The 23070-nt window shown below is 70.1% G+C and carries 19 protein-coding genes; 11 read left to right on the top strand and 8 right to left on the bottom strand.

Annotated features, from left to right (window positions below):
* Positions 1–260 precede the first annotated feature (260 nt).
* From ACQ859_RS02625 to ubiA, 6 genes are all read left to right on the top strand, one after another.
* Entirely contained in the window at positions 261–1031 is a 771-nt protein-coding gene (locus ACQ859_RS02625) for an ABC transporter ATP-binding protein (protein ID WP_431264492.1), read from the top strand.
* Positions 1031–1741: an ABC transporter ATP-binding protein gene (locus tag ACQ859_RS02620; protein WP_088408002.1), complete on the top strand. Its 711-nt coding sequence runs from the start codon at positions 1031–1033 to the stop codon at positions 1739–1741. The genes ACQ859_RS02625 and ACQ859_RS02620 overlap by 1 nt, the downstream gene beginning before the upstream one ends.
* Positions 1742–1868: 127 nt before the next feature.
* Complete coding sequence (locus tag ACQ859_RS02615; RefSeq protein WP_431264491.1) at positions 1869–3077, top strand: ABC transporter substrate-binding protein; 1209 nt, start codon at positions 1869–1871, stop codon at positions 3075–3077.
* A 20-nt stretch (positions 3078–3097) separates the two neighbouring features.
* Positions 3098–3985 (top strand): branched-chain amino acid ABC transporter permease, encoded by an 888-nt coding sequence (locus tag ACQ859_RS02610; RefSeq protein ID WP_431264490.1) that lies wholly within the window; start codon positions 3098–3100, stop codon positions 3983–3985.
* On the top strand, positions 3982–4956 hold the full coding sequence (locus ACQ859_RS02605) for a branched-chain amino acid ABC transporter permease (protein WP_431264489.1): 975 nt from the start codon (positions 3982–3984) through the stop codon (positions 4954–4956). Before ACQ859_RS02610 ends, ACQ859_RS02605 begins: the two co-directional genes overlap by 4 nt.
* Positions 4957–4981: 25 nt before the next feature.
* Positions 4982–5899, top strand: a complete 918-nt coding sequence (gene ubiA, locus ACQ859_RS02600; protein WP_431264488.1) for a 4-hydroxybenzoate octaprenyltransferase — start codon at positions 4982–4984, stop codon at positions 5897–5899.
* 10 nt (positions 5900–5909) lie between these two features.
* Here ubiA and ACQ859_RS02595 read toward each other — a convergent pair whose 3' ends face one another.
* The 5 genes from ACQ859_RS02595 to ACQ859_RS02575 form a co-directional block, all read right to left on the bottom strand.
* Positions 5910–6524 carry a DUF4337 domain-containing protein gene (locus tag ACQ859_RS02595; RefSeq protein WP_431264487.1) on the bottom strand — a complete coding sequence of 205 codons (615 nt, stop codon included), beginning with the start codon at positions 6522–6524 and terminating at the stop codon, positions 5910–5912.
* A 141-nt stretch (positions 6525–6665) separates the two neighbouring features.
* Positions 6666–7841 (bottom strand): HPP family protein, encoded by a 1176-nt coding sequence (locus ACQ859_RS02590; RefSeq protein WP_431264486.1) that lies wholly within the window; start codon positions 7839–7841, stop codon positions 6666–6668.
* On the bottom strand, positions 7841–8401 hold the full coding sequence (locus tag ACQ859_RS02585) for a chorismate--pyruvate lyase family protein (protein WP_431264485.1): 561 nt from the start codon (positions 8399–8401) through the stop codon (positions 7841–7843). The genes ACQ859_RS02590 and ACQ859_RS02585 overlap by 1 nt, the downstream gene beginning before the upstream one ends.
* Positions 8402–8463: 62 nt before the next feature.
* On the bottom strand, positions 8464–9279 hold the full coding sequence (gene proC, locus ACQ859_RS02580; RefSeq protein WP_431264484.1) for a pyrroline-5-carboxylate reductase: 816 nt from the start codon (positions 9277–9279) through the stop codon (positions 8464–8466).
* 63 nt (positions 9280–9342) lie between these two features.
* Positions 9343–10782, bottom strand: coding sequence for a PLP-dependent aminotransferase family protein (locus ACQ859_RS02575; protein WP_431264483.1), 1440 nt, complete (start codon positions 10780–10782; stop codon positions 9343–9345).
* A gap of 132 nt (positions 10783–10914) precedes the next feature.
* Here ACQ859_RS02575 and ACQ859_RS02570 point away from each other — a divergent pair, with 132 nt between their 5' ends.
* Positions 10915–11415 (top strand): hypothetical protein, encoded by a 501-nt coding sequence (locus tag ACQ859_RS02570; RefSeq protein ID WP_431264482.1) that lies wholly within the window; start codon positions 10915–10917, stop codon positions 11413–11415.
* Here the strand turns inward: ACQ859_RS02570 and ACQ859_RS02565 are convergent.
* The gene (locus ACQ859_RS02565; protein ID WP_431264481.1) at positions 11363–14950 is read right to left on the bottom strand and encodes an L-glutamate gamma-semialdehyde dehydrogenase; all 3588 of its coding nucleotides are present in this window, start codon (positions 14948–14950) and stop codon (positions 11363–11365) included. The two genes, ACQ859_RS02570 and ACQ859_RS02565, sit on opposite strands and share 53 nt — an antisense overlap.
* Before the next feature lie 114 nt (positions 14951–15064).
* Here ACQ859_RS02565 and ACQ859_RS02560 point away from each other — a divergent pair, with 114 nt between their 5' ends.
* Both ACQ859_RS02560 and ACQ859_RS02555 read left to right on the top strand, forming a co-directional pair.
* Entirely contained in the window at positions 15065–15535 is a 471-nt protein-coding gene (locus ACQ859_RS02560) for an Lrp/AsnC ligand binding domain-containing protein (RefSeq protein ID WP_431264480.1), read from the top strand.
* Positions 15536–15718: 183 nt separating this feature from the next.
* On the top strand, positions 15719–16099 hold the full coding sequence (locus tag ACQ859_RS02555; RefSeq protein WP_431264479.1) for a hypothetical protein: 381 nt from the start codon (positions 15719–15721) through the stop codon (positions 16097–16099).
* Between the two features lie 30 nt (positions 16100–16129).
* On the opposite strand, the gene ACQ859_RS02550 is transcribed toward ACQ859_RS02555, so the two are convergent.
* The gene (locus ACQ859_RS02550; protein WP_431264478.1) at positions 16130–18433 is read right to left on the bottom strand and encodes a sensor domain-containing protein; all 2304 of its coding nucleotides are present in this window, start codon (positions 18431–18433) and stop codon (positions 16130–16132) included.
* A gap of 172 nt (positions 18434–18605) precedes the next feature.
* On the bottom strand, positions 18606–20666 hold the full coding sequence (locus ACQ859_RS02545; RefSeq protein WP_431264477.1) for an FAD-dependent oxidoreductase: 2061 nt from the start codon (positions 20664–20666) through the stop codon (positions 18606–18608).
* 207 nt (positions 20667–20873) lie between these two features.
* Here ACQ859_RS02545 and ACQ859_RS02540 point away from each other — a divergent pair, with 207 nt between their 5' ends.
* Positions 20874–22163 carry a DUF4397 domain-containing protein gene (locus tag ACQ859_RS02540; RefSeq protein ID WP_431264476.1) on the top strand — a complete coding sequence of 430 codons (1290 nt, stop codon included), beginning with the start codon at positions 20874–20876 and terminating at the stop codon, positions 22161–22163.
* A 136-nt stretch (positions 22164–22299) separates the two neighbouring features.
* Positions 22300–23007 (top strand): hypothetical protein, encoded by a 708-nt coding sequence (locus ACQ859_RS02535; RefSeq protein ID WP_431264475.1) that lies wholly within the window; start codon positions 22300–22302, stop codon positions 23005–23007.
* The last annotated feature ends 63 nt before the right edge of the window (positions 23008–23070 follow it).

Here is a 23070-nt window from a genome sequence, read left to right as displayed (position 1 = left end):
ACACGCCCTCGTCAAGACGGCGTTGTGGCATGTCCTGGCCCCTTCAGGAATCCACCGCGTCGGCGGTCTGCGTCAGCCTCGTGAAAGACAGCTGCGGCGTCATGTGGAACCACAGCGCCGCCACGGCCACAAAGGCCCGAGGGTTAGCCCTTGCGCAATGCTGCGTAAAGGGTTTTACGCTGTCGAGGGGCCCCGCCAGGGCCCTAAATTCCTGGCTCCACTACAGAGGCACCGGACCACCGGCGCCCACCCTTGCGCCGATGAGCAACCTCATCCTGGAGACACGCAAACTGACCAAGGAGTTCAAGGGCTTCACCGCCGTGGACTCGGTCGACCTGCAAGTGCAGCGCGGGCATATCCACGCGCTGATCGGCCCCAACGGCGCCGGCAAGACCACCTGCTTCAACCTGCTCACCAAGTTCCTGATCCCGACCCGCGGGCAGATCCTCTTCAACGGTCACGACATCACCGGCGAGAAGCCCGCGCAGATCGCGCGCCGCGGCGTGATCCGCTCGTTCCAGATCAGCGCCGTGTTCCCGCACCTGACGGTGCTGGAGAACGTTCGCATCGGCCTGCAGCGCTTCACCGGCACCAGCTACCACTTCTGGAAGGGCCTGGGTGGACTGGCGAAGCTGGACGGCCGCGCGCTCGAACTGCTGGAACTCGTCGACCTGCGCGACATGGCCGCGCTGCGCGCCGCCGACCTGCCCTACGGCCGCAAGCGCGCGCTGGAGATCGCCACGACGATGGCGATGGAGCCCGAACTGATGCTGCTGGACGAACCGACGCAGGGCATGGGCCACGAGGACGTGGACCGGGTCACCGCGCTGATCAAGCGCGTCGCCGAAGGACGCACCGTGCTGATGGTGGAACACAACATGAAGGTCATCAGCAGCATCGCCGACCGCATCACCGTGCTGGCCCGCGGCGCCGTGCTGGCCGAGGGCGACTACGCCACCGTCTCCCGCCATCCGAAGGTGCTGGAGGCCTACATGGGCTCCGAGGCCACCGAGCTGCAAGGGGCGCACTGATGGCGTACGCGCTGGAGATCAAGGGCCTGCAGGCCTGGTACGGCGAAAGCCACATCCTCCACGGCATCGACCTGGCGATCCCGCAGGGTCAGGTGTTGACGCTGCTGGGCCGCAACGGCGCCGGCCGCACGACGACGCTGCGCGCCATCATGGGCCTGACCGACCGCCGCAGCGGCTCGATCAAGGTCCACGGCCAGGAGAGCGTCACGCTGCCCACGCACCGCATCGCACGCCTCGGCCTGGGCTACTGCCCGGAGGAGCGCGGCATCTTCGCGTCGCTCAGCACCGAGGAGAACCTGCGCCTGCCGCCGGTGTTCAAGAGCGGCCGCGGCAAGGTCATGTCCGAGGACGAGATCTACGCGATGTTCCCCAACCTCTCCGAGCGCCGGCACAGCCCGGGCACGCGGCTGTCGGGCGGCGAGCAGCAGATGCTGGCCGTGGCCCGCATCCTGCGCACCGGCGCGGACATCCTGCTGCTGGACGAGATCTCCGAGGGCCTGGCCCCGGTCATCGTCCAGGCGCTGGCCCGCATGATCACCGCGCTGAAGGCGCAGGGCTTCACCATCGTGATGGTGGAACAGAACTTCCGGTTCGCCGCGCCGCTGGCGGACCACTTCGTCGTGATGGAGCACGGCCAGGTGGTCGAGTCCTTCAGCGCCGCGCAGCTCGACAGCAAGCGCGCGCTGCTCGACGAGCTGCTGAGCGTGTGACGGACGCCCGCCGCCTCCGTCACGCACGACCCGACATCTGGCTTACCGATAGCGATACCGACATTCCGAGCTTCGAGTCTGAAACCCGCATGGGCCCGTTGAGGCCGTTAGAACAAGGAGACAAGCGATGAAGACGACCCTCAAAACCGTTGCCCTGGCCTCGGTGCTGGCCTGCGGCAGTCTTGGCGCACAGGCGCAGATTTCCGGCGACACGATCAAGATCGGCATCATCACGGACATGTCGAGCGTGTACGCCGACATCGACGGCGCCGGCGGCGTGGAGGCCATCCGCATGGCCATCGCCGACGCGAAGGGCCAGGTCGCCGGCAAGAAGATCGAGCTGGTCTTCGCCGACCACCAGAACAAGGCCGACGTCGCCGCCTCCAAGGCGCGCGAGTGGTTCGACACCCAAGGCCTGGACCTGCTGATCGGCGGCACCAACTCCGGCACCAGCCTGGCGATGGCCAAGGTGGCGGCGGAGAAGAAGAAGCCCTTCATCTCGATCGGCGCCGGCACCTCGCGCCTGACCAACGAGGAATGCACGCCCTACACCATCCACTACGCCTACGACACGGTGGCCCTAGCCAACGGCACCGGCGCGGCGGTGACCAAGTCGGGCGGCAAGACCTGGTACTTCCTGACGGCGGACTACGCCTTCGGCACCTCGCTGCAGTCCGACACCTCGGCGGTGGTGACCAAGTCCGGCGGCCAGGTGCTGGGCGCGGTGAAGCATCCGCTGAACGCGAGCGACTTCTCCTCCTTCCTGCTGCAGGCGCAGAGCTCCAAGGCGCAGATCCTGGGCCTGGCCAACGCGGGCGGCGACACCATCAACGCGGTGAAGGCGGCCAACGAGTTCGGCATCACCAAGACGATGAAGCTGGCCGGGCTGCTGATGTTCATCAACGACGTGCACTCGCTGGGGCTGAAGACCACCGAGGGCATGTACCTGACCGACAGCTGGTACTGGAACCAGAGCCCCGAGGCACGCGCCTGGGCGCGCCGCTTCTTCGAGAAGATGAAGCGCATGCCCTCGTCGCTGCAGGCGGCGGACTATTCGGCGGTGTCGCATTACCTGAAGGCGGTCGAGGCGATCAAGTCCGACGACGGCGACAAGGTCGTCGCGCAGATGAAGGCCACGCCCGTCAACGACTTCTACACCAAGGCCACGATCCGCAAGGAGGACGGCCGCGCGGTGCACGACATGTTCCTGCTGCAGGTGAAGTCGCAGAAGGAGTCCACCGAGCCGTGGGACTACTTCAAGGTCGTGACCCGCATCGCGGGCGACGACGCCTTCACCAAGCTGGCCGACTCCAAGTGCCCGCTGGTCAAGAAGTGAGCTGAGGCCGGAGACACCGCATGACCGACTTCTTTGGCGTCCCGTTGCCGGCGCTGCTCGGCCAGCTCCTGCTGGGGCTGGTGAACGGCTCGTTCTACGCGATGCTCTCGCTGGGGCTGGCGGTGATCTTCGGCATGCTGAACATCATCAACTTCGCCCATGGCGCGCTCTACATGATGGGCGCGTTCCTGGCGTGGATGGGGCTGGAGTACTTCGGCATCAACTACTGGGCGATGCTGCTGATCGCGCCGCTGCTCGTGGGGGTGTTCGGGCTGGTGATCGAGCGGCTGCTGCTGCAGTGGCTCTACAAGCTGGACCACCTCTACGGCCTGCTGCTGACCTTCGGGCTGACGCTGGTGATCGAGGGCGTGTTCCGCTCCTTCTTCGGCGTCGGCGGGCAGCCGTACTCGGCGCCGGAGGCGCTGTCGGGCGCGACCAACCTGGGCTTCATGATCCTGCCGAACTACCGCGCGTGGGTGGTCGCCGCCTCGCTGGTGGTGTGCCTGGGCGTGTGGGTGCTGATCGAGAAGACCTCGCTGGGCGCGACGCTGCGCGCCGGCACCGAGAACCCGAAGCTGGTGCAGGCCTTCGGCGTCAACGTGCCGCGGCTGGTGTCGCTGACCTACGCCGGCGGCGTGGCGCTGGCCGGCTTCGCCGGCGTGCTCGCGGCGCCCATCCTGCAGGTGAATGCGCTGATGGGCTCCAACCTGATCATCGTGGTCTTCGCGGTGGTGGTGATCGGCGGCATGGGCTCGATCCTCGGCTCGATCCTGACCGGCCTGGGGCTGGGCGTCGTCGAGGGCCTGACCAAGGTCTTCTATCCGGAGGCGTCCAACACGGTGGTGTTCGTCGTCATGGCCCTGGTCCTGCTGGTGCGTCCCGCCGGCCTGTTCGGCAAAGAGAAATGAACAAGAAACCGCTGGGCTACGTGGCCCTGTTCATCGCCATCGCGCTGCTGCCCTTCCTGGGCGTGTATCCGATCTTCGCGATGAAGGTGATGTGCTACGCGCTGTTCGCCTGCGCCTTCAACCTGCTGATCGGCTTCACGGGGCTGCTGAGCTTCGGCCATGCGGCCTTCCTCGGCGCCGCGGCCTACGCCGCCGGGCATGCGATGAAGGTCTGGGGCTTCCCGCCGCTGGTGGGCATCGCCTTCGGCACGCTGATGGCGGCGGTCGCGGGGCTGGTGTTCGGGCTGCTGGCGATCCGGCGCTCGGGCATCTACTTCTCGATGATCACGCTGGCGCTGGCGCAGATGCTGTTCTTCTACTTCCTGCAGGCGCCGTTCACCGGCGGGGAAGACGGCCTGCAGTCGGTGCCGCGCGGCAGCCTGCTGGGCATCAACCTGGAGAGCGACAGCGCGCTGTACTACCTGGTGCTGGCGATCTTCATCTTCGGCTTCTGGCTGATCTACCGGACGGTGCATTCGCCCTTCGGGCAGGTGCTGACCTCGATCCGCGAGAACGAGGCGCGCGCGACCTCGCTGGGCTACGACGCGGCGCGGTTCAAGCTGATGGCCTTCGTGCTGTCGGCCGCGCTGGCCGGTCTGGCGGGCGCGACCAAGACGCTGGTGCTGGGTTTCGCGACGCTGACCGACGCGATCTGGACGACGTCCGGCCTGGTGATCCTGATGACGCTGGTGGGCGGCATGGGGACGATGGTCGGGCCCATCGTCGGGGCGCTGGTGATCATCGCCCTGGAGAACAAGATCGGCGACCTCGGCCAGTGGCTGGCCAACCTGACCGGCATCCAGTGGTTCGCCGGGCTCGGGGAGTCGGTCAGCCTGGTCACCGGGTTGATCTTCATCGTCTGCGTGCTGGCGTTCCGGCGCGGGCTGGTGGGCGAGGCGGGCGCGCTGTGGGAGCGGGTCCGGAAGACTTGATCCCCGCGGCGCGACAATGCGGGCCATGACCTCCGCAGCCCCCGCTCCCGCCGCGCCGTCGCGTCTGTCGCTGTACCTGAACCTGATCCGCTGGGACCGTCCGGCCGGCACCTACCTGCTGCTGTGGCCGACGCTGGCCGCGCTGTGGATGGCCGCCGACGGCTGGCCGGGCTGGCACCTGCTGCTGGTCTTCACGATCGGCACCTTCCTCATGCGCAGCGCCGGCTGCGCCGTCAACGACGTCGCCGACCGCGACTTCGACAAGCACGTCAAGCGCACCGCGCAGCGGCCGGTGACCTCGGGACTGATCTCCGTGAAGCAGGCGCTCGTGCTCGGCGCCGCGCTGGCGCTGGTCGCCTTCACGCTCGTGCTGACGACCAACCCGCCGACCATCCTGCTGTCGTTCGCCGCGCTCGCGGTGACCATCCTCTATCCGTTCACCAAGCGCTGGGTCTCGATGCCGCAGGCGGTGCTCGGCGTGGCGTTCTCGTTCGGGATCCCGATGGCGTTCTCCGCGGCGCTCGGCGGCCGCGAATGGAGCCTGCAGGCGATCGCGGCCTCGGTCCCGCTGGCCGCGTGGGGGCTGCTGGTCGCCAACCTGTTCTGGGTGCTGGCCTACGACACCGAGTACGCGATGGTCGACCGCGACGACGACATCCGCATCGGCATCAAGACCTCGGCGCTCACCCTGGGCCGCTTCGACGTCATCGGCGTGATGGCGTTCTACGTCGCGTTCCTCGCGCTGTGGGCCACGCTGGGACTGCGGCTGGGCATGGGGCACTGGTTCCTGGCCGGTCTCGCGGTCGCGGCGGCTCAGGTGGTCTGGCACTACACGCTGATCAAGGACCGCAGCCGCGACGGCTGCTTCAGGGCTTTCCGCGAGAACCACTGGGTCGGCCTCGCGATCTTCGCGGGCACGGTGGTGGATCTGGCGTTGCGCTGAGCAGTCCGCCTCAGGAAAGCCACTGGACGATGACGTCCGGATGCAGCGGCCAGCCGCCCAGGCCGGCGAATCCCATCAGCACGCCGAAGACCGTCGGCACCATCGCCGCCGCGTACAGCCACCACAGCTGCGTCAGGGCGGTCACCGCCAGCATCGCGATCGCGATGGCCAGCAACGCATCGGACAGGTCGAACTGGTCGTCCCGGTAGTTGAGCGCGTCGTAGCGCTGCTGGTCGGCTTCTGCCTGCTTGCGGAGCTCGTCCTTCTTGGCGGCCTGGTCCGCGGCGAGCGTCTCGTAATGCGCGATCGCCTCCCGGTAGCCGTCGGCGGCCGACGCCGGCGCGCCGAGCGCCTGCAGCTTCAGCTGCGTCAGCGTGGCCTTGGCGACCTCCTCCCGCGCGTTGCGCGCCTGGTAGAAGGACCAGTGGTCGATCTTGTCGGCCTGCGCCTGCTGCATGCCCTGGCCGATGTTGTCGTCCTTGATCTTGCAGATGCCCATGAAGGTCGCCAGCAGCGCGACGGTGAGCGCGACCGCCACGTTCAGCCGCGACTGCGGCGGCGCGGCTTCCGACCGCTCATTGGCCTGGCGGGCGGTTTCGATCAGTTCGTCGGGGTCGATGTCCATCGGCGGCGCGGTGTTCAGACAAGGGCCGCGGCAGCATAACGAGCGAAGCTGAGCGGGACCTGTACGCCCGCTTAGCGGCGGCTTAGGGACGGCTCAATCGCCGCCCAGGCACCGTTGGACTCGCGACTGCGGCGCGTTCGCTCAGAGCCGATCCACGCGCGCCAGGGCCGCCACGAGATCCGACTGCGTCAGGATGCCGACCAGCCGTGCCTCGTCGCCGACGATGGGGATGTGGTGATGCCCGGTCGCCGCGAACAGCGGCACCAGGTCCGCCAGCGGCCGGTCCGCGCTGGCCACGCGCACCTGCCGGCTCATGATCTGCCCGACCACCTCCGGCTTGTCGCTGTGCGTGGTCGGCGTCGGTCGGATCAGGTGGCGCAGCCGCGCCGCCCAGTCGTCGTGGACGTCCAGCGAGGCGCCACGCATGAAGTCCGCCAGCGTCACGATGCCGACGACGCGCCGCGCCCGGTCCACCACCGGCAGCGCCTTGATCTGATGCGTCCGCATCAGCGACCAAGCCTCCTGCAGCGGCGTGCCCCACTCCACCGACTTCACATCGCGCGACATCACGTCGGCGCAGCGCAGCGTCGACATCCGGCGCCGTGCGGCCAGCAGGCCGGCCTCGTCGACGATGGCCTGCAGGTCGTCCCGCGGGATGTCCAGCACCTGGTTGTAGTGCGCCAGCACCGTGTCCAGATCGACACCGGTGAACGGCGGTGCGTCTCCCATCGCCCCGAGCGCTCCGCCGGGCCCCTCTGTAGCGCCGCCCTTCGGCGGCGCGGCGGAGAGCGCCGTCTGCGGGTGCGGGTACTTGCGGCCGGTGACGCCGTTGTAGGCCATGCCCGCGAGCACCATCAGCACCGAGTTCAACAGCACGGGATCGAGCACGAAGTGCCAGTCATGGACGCCGCTGAGCACCATCAGCAAGGCCGCGGCGCCGCCCGGCGGATGCAGGCAGCGCAGCAGGAACATCAGTCCGATCGCACCACCGACGGCAATCGCCGCGGCCAGCTCCGGCGTACCGCCGAACAGGTGCACGCACGCGATCCCGACCAGCGCCGAGGCCGTGTTGCCCATGACCACCGCCCAGGGCTGGGCCAGCGGGCTCGCCGGCACGCCGAACACGAGCACCGCGCTCGCGCCCAGCGGCGCGATCAGCCACGGCACGCCCGGCATGTGGCGGGACAGCAGTTCGGTGAGCACGCCCGTCAGCAGCAGGCCCGCGATGGCGCCGGCCACGACGCGCAAACGCTCGCGCGCGTCGACGCGCATCGGCGCCGGACGGAAGGCCTGCAGCCAATGGCGGAACCGACTCATCACCGGCGTGGCCTCGATTTGCGTCTCAACGGTCCGGGATCGCGCAGTGCGACGTCGGGGACGAACATCTCCATCACCCGCAGTTGCTGGCCGTGCCGGGTGAAGACCGAGTTGCGCGACCACTGCATCAGCGCGGGCGCCTCGGTGTCCGTGGCCGCGAGCCATTGACGCTGCATCTGGCGGTGCGTCGCGCCGTGCCGCGTGACGCGACGCGGCTGCAGCTCGCTGCGATGGATGCGGGGGTCGTCGTAGAGCAGATGGCCCAGCGGCCGGCTGCCCAGCCCCTTCAACGCCTTCCAGGGCCCCGCCACCGCGTGACCATGCACCGCGGAACGCGCCCACACCAGCGGTCGGCCGTCGACGCGCAGGATCACCTCGCGCACCAGCGTCAGGCCGCGCCGGGGCAGCCCCAGCGCGGCACGCTCCTGCGGCCGCAGCGGCGCTGTCGTCTGGCGCAGCACCTGGACCTCGAAACGAAGGCCGGTCGCGGCCAGCCGCTTGCTCAACGAACCCGGCGCGCGCAGCCACGCGCGCAGGCCCCAGCGATCAGCGATCCCCATGGATGGAAGCGGCTTTCAGATATCGGTCAGTGGGCGGCCGGCGGCCTCGGGCGCGGTCACGCTCAGGCGCGGCCGAATTCGTCGCCCAGCTCGCCGGCGCGCCGGTGCGCGGCCTTCACGGCGCGCTCGACCGCCTCGCCGACGCCGTCGGCCTGCAGGCTGGTGATCGCGGCATGTGTGGTGCCGCCCTTGGACGTCACCTTCTCACGCAGCACGGTCGGCGAATCGCTCGATTGCAGCGCCAGCGCCGCAGCACCGCCGCAGGTGGCCAGTGCGAGTTCGCGCGCCTTGGCCTCGTCCAGGCCCAGCGCGCGCGCGGCGGCGACCATGTGCTCGACGAGGAAGAAGAAATAGGCCGGTCCCGAACCGGACAACGCGGTGACCGTGTCGAGGTCGCCCTCGCCGTCGACCCACAGCGTGCGGCCGGTCGGCTCCAGCAGCTGCTCGACCAGCGCGCGATCGTCGGCCGTGACGGCTGCGCTCGCGAAGAGACCGGTGATGCCCTGCCCGATGAGCGCCGGCGTATTGGGCATGCCGCGCACGACGCGCGACGCGCCGGTGGCGCGCGCGATCGCGTCGCTGCGCAGACCCGCCATCACCGACAGTTGCAGCGCGCCGCCGACATGCGGCGCCACCGGTGCCGCGGCGTCCTGGAAGAGCTGCGGCTTCACCGCCCAGACGACGGCGCGGGCTCTCGACAATGCCGCGTCAGCTGCGGCGAGCGGCCGGATCCCGAAGTCGGCAGCGAGGCGCTCGCGCTGCGCCTCGAAGGGCTCGACCACCAGCAGGTCCTCGGCCGGGAAACCGGCGCGGCGCAGGCCGCCGACGATGGCGCTGGCCATGTTGCCTCCGCCGATGAATGCGATGCAGGAACTCATGGGGCGGCAGTTTAGTCCCGCCCCCGAGCAGGCGCGGGTCCGCCCCGGGCGCTCAGCGCGCCATCAACGCGCTCTCAGCATCGATGCGCAGAGCGCACCCAGCGTCCCGATCGCACGGCGTTGCGCCTCGTCCATCGGATTGCCGGCGTTGATGCGGATGAAGTTGTCGAAGCGCTCCGAGTTCGAGTACATCAGCCCCGGCCCCAGCCGGATGCCTTTCTCCAGCGCCGCGTCGAACAGCGTGAGCGAGGACAGTCCCTCGGGCAGCTCGACCCACAGGCTCGGCCCGCCGGGCGGCAGGCTGAGCCGCGTGCCCGCCGGCAGTTCATCGGAAAGCGCCGCCACCATCTGCTCGCGCTGTGTCGCGAGCTTGGCCCGCAGCGCGCGCAGGTGGCGATCGATCTGGCCGCCGGCCAGGAACTCCGCCAGGATGGCCTGGCCGAGCATCTCGTTGGGCCGGCTCTGCGCGTACTTGAGGATCTCCACGCGCGGCTGCCAGCGGCCCGCCGCGATCCAGCCCACGCGCATGCCGGGCGCCAGCGTCTTGTGCAGCGACGAGCAGAAGATCACCCGCCCTGTCGTGTCCCAGGACTTGATCGCGCGCTGCGGCGTCTCGCACAGCAGCGCGTAGGTGTCGTCCTCGAGAAGCGCCAGGTCGCGGGCCTCGCAGACCGCCAGCAGCGCCTGCTTCGCGCCGTCCGGCATCACCGCGCCGAGCGGGTTCTGCAGGTTGGGCACGACCACCACCGCCTTGAGCCGCGGCTCGCGCATCGCCGCCGCTTCGAAGGCCTCGACGGACAGGCCCGTGTGCGGACTCGTCGGGATCTCGAGCGCGCGCAGCCCCAGGCTCTCCAGCAGCTGCAGCAGGCCGTAATAGGTCGGCGACTCGACCGCCACCGCGTCCCCAGGGGTCGTCACGGCGCGCAGCGCGATGCCGAGCGCTTCCGTGCATCCATGCGTGATGACGAGCTGCGACGGGTCGAGCTGGATCTGCGCGTTCAGCGCCAGGCGCGACAGCCCCTGGCGCAGCGCGAGCAGGCCTTGCGGATCGGGCTGGGTGCCGAGGATCTCGGGCCGGCGACGCAAAAGCCGCTGGCCGTGCAGCGCCAGCGCACGCGTCGGATACAGCGAGGCATGCGCGCAGGCACCGGAGAGGTTGACCTCCGGCTTCGCGGCGATGCCGCGGGTGAGGATCTCGGAGATGCGCTCGTGCACGCCGACGAAACGCGCCGGGTCCGCTTGCGTCTGGCGCGGCTCGGCCGCACGCGCGAGCCGGTTGGGACGCGGCGGTCGGACGAAGTAGCCGGCGCGTTGACGCGCCTGAAGCAGCCCCTGGCTTTCGAGCAGGCGGCAGGCCTGCAGCGCGGTGCTCAGGCTCACGCGGTGCAGGCCCATCAGCGTGCGGACCGACGGCATCCGGCTCCCCGGCGGCATCGTGCCGGCGGCGATGGCCTGGCGGTAATGCGCGGCAACCTGCGCGTACAGAGGGTCCGAAGCGTCCATGCCGGCGATTCTGCGCCCGTGCTCGCGCGAGGCACCGGAACAGCCGGCGCGCAGTCGATACGGAACAGGCGGTCCGCCCTCGCTGTTACGCAGAACAAAGGGCGCCGCTGTGCCTGTCAGCTCGCAGCGTCGATGGGAACACTGGCGGTCCGTTCCAACGAGGCGCCTCCGGGCGAAGCCGTCATGTTCCTCGCCGCCGTCCTGAGATCCCTGCCCATCCCCTGGCCGTGGCTGGCTGCACCAGCGCACGGGGCCACGCCAGCGCAGGCCAGTCCGGCGCAGGGGGTCTCGCCACCGCACGCCGTGCCCGCGCCGGCCACGCCCACCCGTGTGCCGCCGGCTTCGACGGCGCCACAGGAACTCGGGCTGGTCGCCGGTCAATCGCTGATGCTGAAGCTCGCCCGGGGCACCGTGATGCATGTGCAGACCGGCATCGTCGATGTCGAGGATGCGCCTGCGCTCTGGGCCGACCAGTGCTGGCCGCAGCCACGCCGCTTCAGGAGCGGCGAGGTCTGGGTCGTGCCGCGCACCGGCTGGTGGCGGCTGGAGGGCCGGGTCTCGCGCGACCCGGCCTGCCGGATCAGTGCACGCCCGCCAGCAGCGCGGCGTTCCCGCCTGCCGCTGCCGTATTGATCGTCAACGTCTGCTCCGCGACCAGGCGGTAGAGCTGGCGCGCGTCGGCCAGTTCGACCATCGGCACGACCGGCAGGATCGCGCCGTCGCGGCCTGCCAGCTCGCGCTGCACCGGCACCTGCAGCGTCGCCGGTGCGATCACGCCCGCCAGCCGCGTCGCGCGCAGCACGGCACCGAGCTGGTCCGCGGGCAGCAGCTGCATCGCCGCCGCCGTCACGCCGCCGCGCATCAGCGCCGTGCGCAGTTCCACCGCGACATCGCCACCGCCGACGATCGCCACGGCATTGCCCGCCACCAGCGCCGCACCCAGCGCGCGCGCCAGGTCCTCCGGCGACGCGCCCTGCGCCAGCACCGCGATCACGCCGCGGCCGTGCAGACGGAGCTCGTTGCTCTCGCCGGTCGGTCCGGGCAGCTTCACGTCGACCAGCGTGCGGCGCGCGCCGGCGGCCAGCGTGCGCCAGGCGCCGGCGACCACCGGTGCCTGGCCGGCCGCGGAACGCTCCAGCGCGGTGGCGCGCTCGTCGACCGGACGCTCGGCCCAGCCTTCATGCGCGGTGAACAGCGGGGACAGGTCGGCGCCCGCGCCGGTCGTCGCCAGCGCCGGCGCGTCGGCGGCAGCCTCCACCTTCGGCTGCGCGACGAAGCGCAGCAGGTAGTGCGGACCGCCCGCCTTCGGCCCGGTCCCGGACATGCCCTCGCCGCCGAACGGCTGCACGCCGACCACGGCGCCGATGATGTTGCGGTTCACGTAGACGTTGCCGATGCGGGCCTCCGCGGCGAGCCGCAGCGCGCGGCTGTCGATGCGGGTCTGGATGCCCAGCGTCAGGCCGTAGCCCAGCGCGTTGATCTCGCGCACGACGCCGTCGACGTCGCCGTTCCAGCGCACCACGTGCAGCACCGGGCCGAAGATCTCCTTCTTCAGCGAGGCGATCGTCGGCAGCTCGACCGCCACCGGCGCCAGCAGGCGCGGGCAGCCGTCGGCCGGCACGGCCTCCGCGATCAGCGTCGCCTCGCGCTTCAGGCGCTGGACGTCCTTGGACACGCCGTCGAAGGCTTCGTCGTCGATCAGCGGGCCGACGTCGGTCGCGAGGTCCGCCGTGTCGCCGACACGCAGCTCCTTCACCGCGCCGCGCAGCATCTCGATGACGCCGTCGGCGACCGCCTCGTGCACCGCCAGCAGTCGCAGCGCCGAGCAGCGCTGGCCCGCGCTGCGGAAGGCCGATTGCACGACCGCGTCGATGACCTGCTCCGGCAGCGCCGTCGAGTCGACGATCATCGCGTTCAGGCCGCCGGTCTCGGCGATCAGCGGCAGCGCCGCGGCGCCGGGCTTGGCCGCCAGCTGGCGGTTGATGATCTGCGCGACCTGCGTCGAGCCGGTGAAGCACACGCCCGCGGTCTGCGGGGCGGCCACCAGGCGCGCGCCGACGGTCTCGCCGCGACCATGCACCAGCTGCACCGCGTCGACGGGCACGCCCGCGGCGTGGAGCAGCGCCACGCATTCGCGGGCGACGGCCGGGGTCTGTTCCGCGGGTTTCGCGGCGACCGCGTTGCCGGCGGCCAGTGCCGCGACCACCTGGCCGGCGAAGATCGCCAGCGGGAAGTTCCACGGCGAGATGCAGACGAACACGCCGCGTCCGTTCAGCGCGACGCCGTCGGCAGCCAGGCGTTCGGCTTCATCGGCGTAGTAGCGCAGGAAGTCGATGGCCTCGCGCACTTCACTGATCGCATCGCCCAGGCTCTTGTAGGCTTCCTTGACCAGCAACGCGCAGTACCGCGGCAGTTGCGCCTGCAGCGCGTCGGCGGCGCGGCGCAGGACGGCAGCGCGCTCGGCGACCGGCGTCGCGTTCCAGCCGGCGAAGCCGCCTTGCAGCCGCGTCATCACGGCATCGACCTCCTCCGAGGAGGCCTCGACCATCTCCGGCACCGTGCATTGCGCGAGCGCGTCCAGCAACACCTGGCGCTGCTCCGGCACGGCGAGGTCCAGGCCCGACGAGTTGTCGCGGCCGCGGCCCGCCGTGTCGCGGTACAGGGCGATCGGCAACGGCAGCGAAGCCTCGCCACGGATCTCCGTCATCGGCGAGGACAGCAGCTCTTCCGGCGCCACGGTCGGATCCGCCAGCTGATGCACGAACGACGAGTTGGCGCCGTTCTCCAGCAGGCGCCGGACCAGATAGGCGAGCAGGTCGCGGTGCTCGCCGACGGGCGCGTAGACGCGGCAGGGGATGGTCCCGTCCTTCAGCACTTCGCGATAGACGCCTTCGCCCATGCCGTGCAGGCGCTGCATCTCGAACTTGGCGCCCAGCGCGCGCGCCATCTGCAGGATGGCCGCGACCGTGCCGGCGTTGTGGGTCGCGAACTGCGGATAGATGACGTCGTGATGCCGCAGCAGCGCCTGCGCGCAAGCCAGGTACGACACGTCGGTGTGCGGCTTGTGCGTGTAGACCGGATAGAACGGCAGGCCCTGCTCCTGGGCGCGCTTGATCTCGCCGTCCCAATAGGCGCCCTTCACGAGGCGCACCATGAACTTCAGCCCGTGCTTGCGGGCGATCGCGGCGACCGCCTCCACGACGTCGCGGGCGCGCGTCTGGTACGCCTGCACCGCGAGCCCGAAGCCGCGCCACTGCGGGAAGTGCGTCGCGATGCGCGCCGCCAGCGTGTCGAGCAGCTCCAGCGAGAGCTCGAGCCGGTCGACTTCCTCGGCGTCGATCGTCAGGTTGATGTTGGCCTGCGCGGCCTTCTCGACCAGCTGCCACACGCGCGGCAGCAGCTCGGCGTAGACGCGCTCGCGCTGCAGGACCTCGTAGCGGGAGAACAGCGCCGACAGCTTGATCGAGATGCCGTCGCTGCCTTCCGGCGACTCGGCCTTGCGGCCGGCGGCGATGGCGGCGATCGCGTTCAGGTACGAGGCCTGGTAACGCTCGGCGTCACGCTCGGTGCGGGCGCCCTCGCCCAGCATGTCGTAGGAGAAGCGCAGTTGCGCCTGCACCTTGCGCGCGGCGTCGGCCTCCTTCATCGCTTCCTGGATGTTGCGGCCCAGCACGAACTGGCGGCCCAGCAGCTGGATGGCGCGCACCGTCGCGGCGACCACCGTCTGCGCGCCCAGGCGCTTCATCAGACCCGAGTCGGCCTCGGCGTCGGGCAGGAATTTCTTGGACAGCGAGATCGCGCTCGCCGCCAGGCCGGCCAGCATCTTGTGCGGGCCGTCCGAGGCGCCGTCGAAGTCGGCGCGGCCGAGCTGGTCGGCCGTCAGCGCGATGGCGGTCTCGGCGTCGGGCACGCGCAGCAGCGCTTCCGCCAGACGCATCAGGGCCAGGCCCTCGGCACTGGTGATCGGATACTCGCGCAGCAGCGACTCCATCGCCCAGAACGGCGCCGGATTCCCGCGCACCTGCTGCACCCAGGGCCGTGCCTGATCCACCACCGCCTGCCAGTTCAACGCCTGCATCTCGGCGGCCAGCGCGTGCACCAGCGGCAGCTCTTCGCGATACGGATCCGGCAGGCGGGAGGTCTCCGGCGGGAGGGGGAAGGCGGTCATAGAATCCTCGGATGTTCGTGCGAGGGGCGCTCCCCTAGCGAATAGCGGGAGTTTAGGAAGTAACGCTCCGAATTACTCACCAATGTTTCCGATCTCCACCGCATGGAATCCAGCATGAGCAGCCTCGAGGACCTGGACAAGATCGATCGCCGCATCCTGGGGCTGCTGCAGCAGGACGGACGCATCAGCAACCTCAAGCTGGCCGAGGAGGTGCAGATGTCCGCGACGGCCGTGCTGGAGCGCGTGCGCCGCCTCACCCGCGACGGCTTCATCCTCGGTTACGAGGCCCGGCTGAACCCGGCCAAGCTGGGTGCACAGATGCTGGTGTTCATCGAGATCCTGCTCGACCGCACGGTGCACGACGTCATGGACAACTTCCGCGCCGCGGTCCAGGCCCGGCCGGAAATCCTGGAGTGCCACCTGGTGGCCGGCGGCTTCGACTACCTGCTCAAGACCCGGGTGTCCGACATGGCCGCCTACCGGGAGTTCATCGGCGCGGTGATCTGGACGCTGCCCGGCGTCCGGGAGACACGGACCTACGCGGTCATGGAAGAGGTGAAGAGCACGACCGCCCTGCCGCTGTGAACGGGATCGCGCTGTCCCGGCATCCCCGGCGTTGGCGGGGGTGATTTCCACACACCGCCGCTGGTGGCAAGCGAATTCAAGGGGGAGATGTCCTCCCCGCCAGCCCCTCCATCTGCGGGCTGACGTACGGGCTGCGACAGGATCACCATGGAGTGCCTCTCCCGTGATCCCGAGGTTTCCGAGATGAAGTACCGGTCCCCTCAGACCCCGTCCCAGCTCCCGCTTGCCACGTCCAGGCGGTATGCGGGTGGCGCCGACAGCGAGCTGCCCAGCCACTATGGCGACAGCCGGTTCAGCCATGGCCACAGTCGTTTCTCCGACAGCGGCAGCAGCTTCGGCGATTCCGACTTCGGTGCCGAACCGCCGCCGCGACGGTCGCTCGCCGGGCCGGTGGAAAGCTGGCACGACTCGAGTTTCATCCTGCGCCGGGGGCTCGAAGTCCGCGAGGTCAGCGCCAAGGAGTGGCGGGTGTGGGCGGAAGCGCCTTCCGCGTCGTCTGCCGTCTCCACGTCCTCCGAGCCCGTGATGTCTCGTCGGCGGACGAGCGGCGATGGCAATGCGTGATCAGCGCCGGGTCCCGCGCCCGCGGCGGACTCAGGCCAGTTGCAGACGCTTGGGCACGCGGCGCAGCGGCTCGGGCGGCGGCGTGACGACGAAATCCTCCGGCGGCATCGGACGGCCGTAGTACCAGCCCTGCGCCCAGTCGCAGCCTTCACGGCGCAGCCATTCGGCCTGCTCGATCGTCTCGACGCCCTCGGCCAGCACGTCCAGGTTGAGGCTGCGGGCCAGCACGATGACCGTGCGGGCGATCGCGGCGACGTTGGCGTCGCTGCTGAGCTCGTTGACGAAGCTGCGGTCGATCTTCAGCGTACTGACCGGCATCCGCTTCAGGTAGGCCAACGACGAATAGCCAGTGCCGAAGTCGTCGATCGCGATGCGCACGCCACGGTTGGAGATCCGCGTCAGCAGGCTGATGGCCTGTTCCGCGTCCTCGAGCAGCAGGCTCTCGGTGACCTCGAGCTCCAGCGCACTCGCCGGGCAGCCGGTCTCGCCGAGGATGAAATCCAGCGTCTCGATGAAGTCCGGCTGGCGCAGCTGACGCGCCGAGACATTGACCGCGACCTGTTGCGGCTTGCCGTCCTGGCCCTGCCAGCGCGCGACCTGCGCGCAGGCCTGCTCCAGCACCCAGCGGCCGATCGGGATGATCAGGCCGGTCTCTTCGGCCAGCGGAATGAAGTCGGCCGGCGAGATCGGCCCGCGCGTCGGGTGCCGCCAGCGCAGCAGCGCTTCCGCGCCGATCAGTGCGCCGTCGCTCAGGCGCACCTGGGGCTGGTACTCGAGGCGGAACTGCGCGGCCTCGTTGGCCTGCCGCAGCGCATGCGTCAGCTCGAAACGCTGCTGCACCGCCTGCGTCAGCTCCGGCCGGTAGGCCTGGACCGAACCCCGCGCATGCAGCTTGGCCCGCACCATGGCGACCTCCGCGTTGCGCAGCAACTCGTCGACATGCGTGCCGTCGGCCGGGAACAGCGCCAGGCCGATGCTGGCGCCGACATTGAAGCGGTGATGGTCGATGACGACCGGCTCGTCCATCGCCTGGATCAGCCGGTCGCCGAGCCGCATGGCGGTCTCCTCGTCGACCAGGCCCGACAGCACGACGACGAATTCATCGGCGCCGACGCGCGCGACCGAATCGCTCAGCCGCGTCACGTTGGCGAAGCGCGCCGCCGCCGTCAGCAGCACCTGGTCGCCCGCGGCGTGGCCGGCGATGTCGTTGACGTCGCGGAAGCCGTCGAGGTCGATGTACAGCACGGCCACGCAGGTGTGCTCGCGCTGCGCGTTGCCGACCTGGCGCGCGATGCGGTCGCGCAGCAGCGCCGCATTGGGCAGTCCGGTCAGGCTGTCGTGCAGCGACTGGTGCAGCAGCTCCGCCTCGGTCTGCTTGATGCGGGAGATGTCGGTCAGCACGCTCAGGTACTGCACCTGCTCCGGGTCCCCCGAGGGCCCGGGGACCTTCACGAAGGTCGCCCACATCGGGATCGAGTCGCCGTTCTTGTGGCGCTCGGTGACCTCGCCGCTCCATTTGCCGCGGGTCTCGATGTCGGCCCACAGGGCGCGCAGCTTCTCGGGGTCCTGCTCGGCGTCGCGCAGCAGCAGCGGGCGCTTGCCCAGCAGTGTCTGCCGGTCGTGGCCGACCATCGCGACCAGCGCCGGATTGACGTCGACGATGCGCAGTTCGTGGTCGATGACCATGATGCCCTCGCCGCAATGCTCGTACACGGTGGCGGCGCGGCGGGCAGCGTCGGTGGCCTGCTGCAGCTGGGTCACGTCGCGCGCGATGGCGACCTGGCCCAGGTACTGGTCGTCGTCGAACACGCGGGCGCTGGAGACGTCCAGGCACCGCGCGCCGCTGCCGGCGTCGCTGGTGTCGTCGCGCCAGGTCAGCAGGCGGCCGTCGGACTGCGTGTCGACCCAGCCCGGGGGATTCGGCAGGTCGGCATCACGGCGGCCGATGATCTCCTGCTCGGTGAGGCCCACGGCGCGCTCGAAGGCCGGATTGCAGCCTTCATAGGCGCCGTTGGCGTCCTTGAAATACATCGGGTCCGGGATCGCGTTCAGCAGCGCGCTGAGGCGGGCGCGTTCGTGGCGCACGCGCCGGAGTTCCTCGCGGCGGCGGTGCAGGCGGCCGCGCTGCTGCAGGAACAGGCTGACCATCACGCCCAGCGTCAGGCCGCCGATCACGCAACCGGCGCCCAGCCAGAACACGGTGGAGCCGGAATCGATCCAGGCCGGCAGTTGCGCCACCATCGCCTGCGCCGCGGACGGCACCGCCGCGGGGACGGACGCGGACGCGCCCGCCCATGCCGAGGTGCTCAGGCACGACGGCAGCAGCGCGGACACGGCAAAGCACCCCCAACGACGGTTCAGGCGAAGACGCATGGCTCACCCAAGGATCTTTTTATGAATGGAGGGGCAACAGCTGGCCCCATGTCGGCGCCGTCCGCGGGTGGCGGACGTTCCCTCATGCACGACCGCCGGAGTATCGACGCCGGTCGGAAAATGTTGCTAGGGGTTACAGCGAGGCCGCCACTCTCGTTCCCTGCAGGATTGCACGCTTTGCATCCAATTCTTTGGCCTCGGCCGAACCGCCGATCAACTGCACCGAACGACCCGCCGCGCGCAGCGGCGCCTCGAGTTCGCGCAGCGGTTCCTGGCCTGCGCACAGCACGATGGTGTCGCACTCGATGCGCTCGGGATCGGTGCGATCTTCGCCCTGGCTGATCCACAGGCCCTGCTCGTCGATGCGCTCGTATTGCACCCCGCCGACCATCCGTACACCGTGCGTCTTCAGCGCGGCGCGATGGATCCATCCGGTGGTCTTGCCCAGGCCCGCGCCGAGCTTGCCGGCGCGCCGCTGCAGCAGCGTGACTTCGCGCTCGGCGGGCTCGGGTTGCGGACGGGCGAGACCGCCGCGCGTCTGTTCGGGATCGCCGACGCCCCAGTGCTTGCGCCATGCCGGTGCGTCCAGCGCCAGCGAGTGGCCCTGCTCCAGCAGGAACTCCGCCACGTCGAAGCCGATCCCGCCCGCACCGACGACCGCGACACGGCGACCGACCGGCTTCTCGCCGCGCAGGACTTCGAGGTAGGTCAAGACCTGACCCCGCGCGACGCCCTCGTCCTGTCCGGGGATGCGCGGATCGCGCGGCGTGACGCCGGTGGCGAGCAGCACCTCGTCGTAGTCCATCAGGTCCGCGGCGCCCACCCGCCGTCCCAGCTGCGGCGTGACGCCGAGGAGTTCCAGCCGCCGCTTGAAGTAGCGCAGCGTCTCGTGGAACTCCTCCTTGCCCGGGATGCGTTTCGCGAGGTTGAACTGGCCGCCGATCTCCTGGGCGGCATCGATCAGCGTGACGTGGTGGCCGCGTTCGGCGAGCGTCGTCGCGGCGGCGAGCCCGGCCGGTCCTGCACCGACGACGGCGACGCGCTTGCGCGCCTGCCCCGCGGCAACCGGCACGATGCGCAGCAGCGTCTCGTGGCCGGCGCGCGGATTCACGAGGCAGGAGGCGACCTCCTGCTTGAAGACGTGATCCAGGCAGGCCTGGTTGCAGGCGATGCAGGTGTTGATCTCGTCGGCCCGGCCTTCCGAGGCCTTGCGCACGAAGGCGGGATCGGCGAGCAGCGGGCGCGCCATCGACACCATGTCCGCCGAGCCGTCGGCCAGCACCGACTCGGCGACCTCCGGCGTGTTGATGCGGTTGCTGGTGATCAGCGGCGTGTGGATGCCTTCGGCATGGAGCTGGTCACGCAGCTTCTTCGTGACCCAGGCGAAGCCGGCACGCGGCACGCTGGTGGCGATCGTCGGGATGCGGGCCTCGTGCCAGCCGATGCCGGTGTTGATGATCGTGGCGCCGGCCTTGGCGACGGCGCGCGCGAGCCGCAGCACCTCGTCCCAGTTGCCGCCGTCCGGCACCAGGTCCAGCATCGACAGGCGGTAGATGATGATGAAGTCGGGGCCGACGGCCTCGCGCATGCGGGTGAGGATCTCGACCGGCAGACGCATGCGGCGCTCGAAGTCGCCGCCCCACGCATCGCTGCGCTGGTTCGTGGCGGCGACCAGGAACTGGTTGATGAAGTAGCCCTCGGAGCCCATCACCTCGACGCCGTCGTAGCCGGCCTCGCGCGCCAGCACGGCGCAGCGGACGAAGGCGCGGATCTGGCGCTCGATGCCGCGCTCGCTCAGCGCGTGCGGCGTGAACGGCGAGATCGGCGACTTCAGCGCCGACGGCGCCACGTTGAACGGGTGGTAGCCGTAGCGGCCGGTGTGCAGGATCTGCAGCGCGATCTTGCCGCCTTCGCCGTGCACGGCGCGCGTGATGGCCTGATGCCGCCTCGCCGCGCCGCCGGTCATCAGCGTGCCGGCGAAGGGCTTGGTCCAGCCGGCGATGTTGGGCGCGTAGCCGCCGGTGACGATCAGGCCGACCTGGCCGCGGGCACGCTCGGCGAAGTATTCGGCCAACCGGTCGATGTGCTTGCGCGAGTCCTCCAGCCCGGTATGCATGCTGCCCATCAGCACACGGTTCTTGAGGGTCGTGAAGCCCAGGTCCAGGGGCGACAGCAGCTGCGGGTAGGCGTTCATCGCGCGGATGCTAGCGCCGGACCTCGCGCGCGTTTAGAGAGGTGGCACCAAGCGCGATGACCCCGGGGCCCGGTACTCGCCGGATGCCCGGCCGCCGCCACTCTGTGTCGGCGTTGATATGGAAGTTCACAAAGCCGGCAAGCGGCCACAAGCCCCAGCAACACGGCCCGCGTTCAATCGCCGCATTCTCAATCGGAGTGTCGGACGATGCGATTCAAGACCTGGGCCTGGGGCCTGAGCGTGGCCACCGCAGCCCTGCTGGCCGCCTGCGGCGGCGGCGGCGACAGCAGCTCGGCGCAGATGCGCCTTCTCAACGCCAGCATCGGCTACGCCGCGCTGGACATGGCCGTGGACAGCACGACGGTCAATACTGGCGTCGCCTATGCCGGCGTGGGCAGCTATGCCGACGTGAAGACGGACGCCACCGGCACCGAGGTGCAGAGCAACAACGTCGGCAGCACGCTGGCGTCGTCGACGCCGACGCTGGCCTCCGGCAGCCACTACACGATGATCGCGTACGGCTCGGCGGGCTCGGTGCGCACGACGCTCCTCCAGGAAGACCAGGAAGTGCCGGCCACCGGCAAGTCCAAGCTGCTGGTGCTGAACCTGGCCTCGGACGCAGGCGCGATGGACGTGTACGTCACCGGCGCCGACGAGTCGCTGGACACCGCCTCGACCGTGGCGAGCAGCATCGCGACCGGCTCGGGCAGCGGCTACATCACGCTCAACAGCGGCACCTTCCGCGTGCGTCTGACCGCCGCCGGCGCCAAGACCGACCTGCGGCTGGACATCCCCAGCCTGTCGCTGCCGTCGGCCGGCGTCTCGACGCTGATCCTGACGGGCAGCACCGGCGGCGTGCTGGTCAACGGCATCCAGCTGCTGCAGCAGGGCGCGACGTCCAACTTCCCCAACGCGACCGCCCGGGCCCGCCTGGTCGCCGCGGTGGGCGGCAGCGCGCTGGTGTCCGGCTCGATCGGCCAGACGCCGCTGATGCCGACCTCGGTCGCGCCCACGATCGGCGACTACACGACCGTCACGGCCGGTACGGCGGACCTGTCGGTCTATGTCAACGGCGCACTGATGTCGTTCACCAAGCCGCCGCTGACGGCCGGCAGCGACTACACGCTGATGGTGTGGGGCACGGCCGCCGATCCGAAGCTGGCCGTCCTGACCGATGACAACCGGCTGCCCACCAGCCCGACGACGACGGCCAAGATCCGCCTGGTCAACGGCGTGGCGAGCGCCACCACCGGATTGACGCTGAACGTCGACTACAGCGCGCTGGCGTCGAACGTGGTGGCCGGCACCTCGTCGTCGCCCCAGACGACGGCGGCCTCGACCGCCGCGCTGCTGACGGTGACCTCGCCGTCCTCGACGACACCGGTCTACAGCCTGAGCGACCTCGGCATCCAGGCAGGCTATGTCTACACCGTGTTCGTGATGGGCGACAACAACGCGATGGTCGGCTCGCTGCGCCGCGAGCGCTCTTCCAACTGATCCCTCGAGGAACCTCCTCCCTGTTGGCCACGTCCTCTCACGAGGCGTGGCCTTTTTCCGTCCATCGCTGCTGACGCCCCTGGTCCGGCGTCTGCGGCAACATCGCGGGATGTCCGCGACACCGCCCCGCCCGACCGTGATCCAGGTCCGCCGCCTGCGCCAGCTCTGGCGCTCGGCCGGCTGGCCGTGCCAGGACATGCTGGAGGTGGAACTGCTGGCGCTGGGCTGGCTCGAACGCCGCATCGACCTGCACGGCCGCGAGACCCTGCGGCTCACCGCCCCCGGCATCGAGGTGCTGCACCTCGGACTCCAGAAGAACCGCACCGCCCGCGATCGCCACGAGGATCTGGTCGCCCGCATGGCGGTCGAACTGCAGCGTGCGGGACGCGTCGTCTGGCGCGGCCTGTCGCTGCGCGCCGGCCTGCCGCGCGAGGAGGACCCCGAGCGGATGCGATGGGTGAATGCGATGCCGGACGTCTATTCGGTGCGCAACACCACCGTCGAGGACTACCTCGAACCCGCGGTGCACGAGATCAAGGTCAGCCGCGCCGACCTGCTGTCGGAGCTTCGCCGCCCCGCCAAGTCGCAGGCCTACCTCGCATTGAGCGGCCAGTGCTGGTACGTGCTGCGCGCCGGCATCGCCGAGGTCGAGGAGATTCCGCCGGCTTTCGGCGTGCTGTTCGCCCATGAATCGAACGGCGGCGAGGCCATCCGGTTCGAACTCGGCAGACCCGCGCCACGCCGGCCCATGAAGCCGGACTTCGGCACCTGGATGGTCCTCGCCAAGGCGACCGCGGAACCCGCGCCGCTCGACGAGGGGCAGGACCTGCTGGGCGAGGTCTGACGCCCCGGCGACGGGTGACCTCCGTCGTCCCAGGTTCCTGCGGCGCGGGTCCGACGCGATGGC

It is taken from the genome of Roseateles chitinivorans, from assembly GCF_050632235.1.
GTDB classification, from domain to species: domain Bacteria; phylum Pseudomonadota; class Gammaproteobacteria; order Burkholderiales; family Burkholderiaceae_C; genus Roseateles; species Roseateles chitinivorans_A.
The sequence above is the reverse complement of the archived record's forward strand: the minus strand, read 5'-3'. Positions and strand labels throughout refer to the sequence as shown.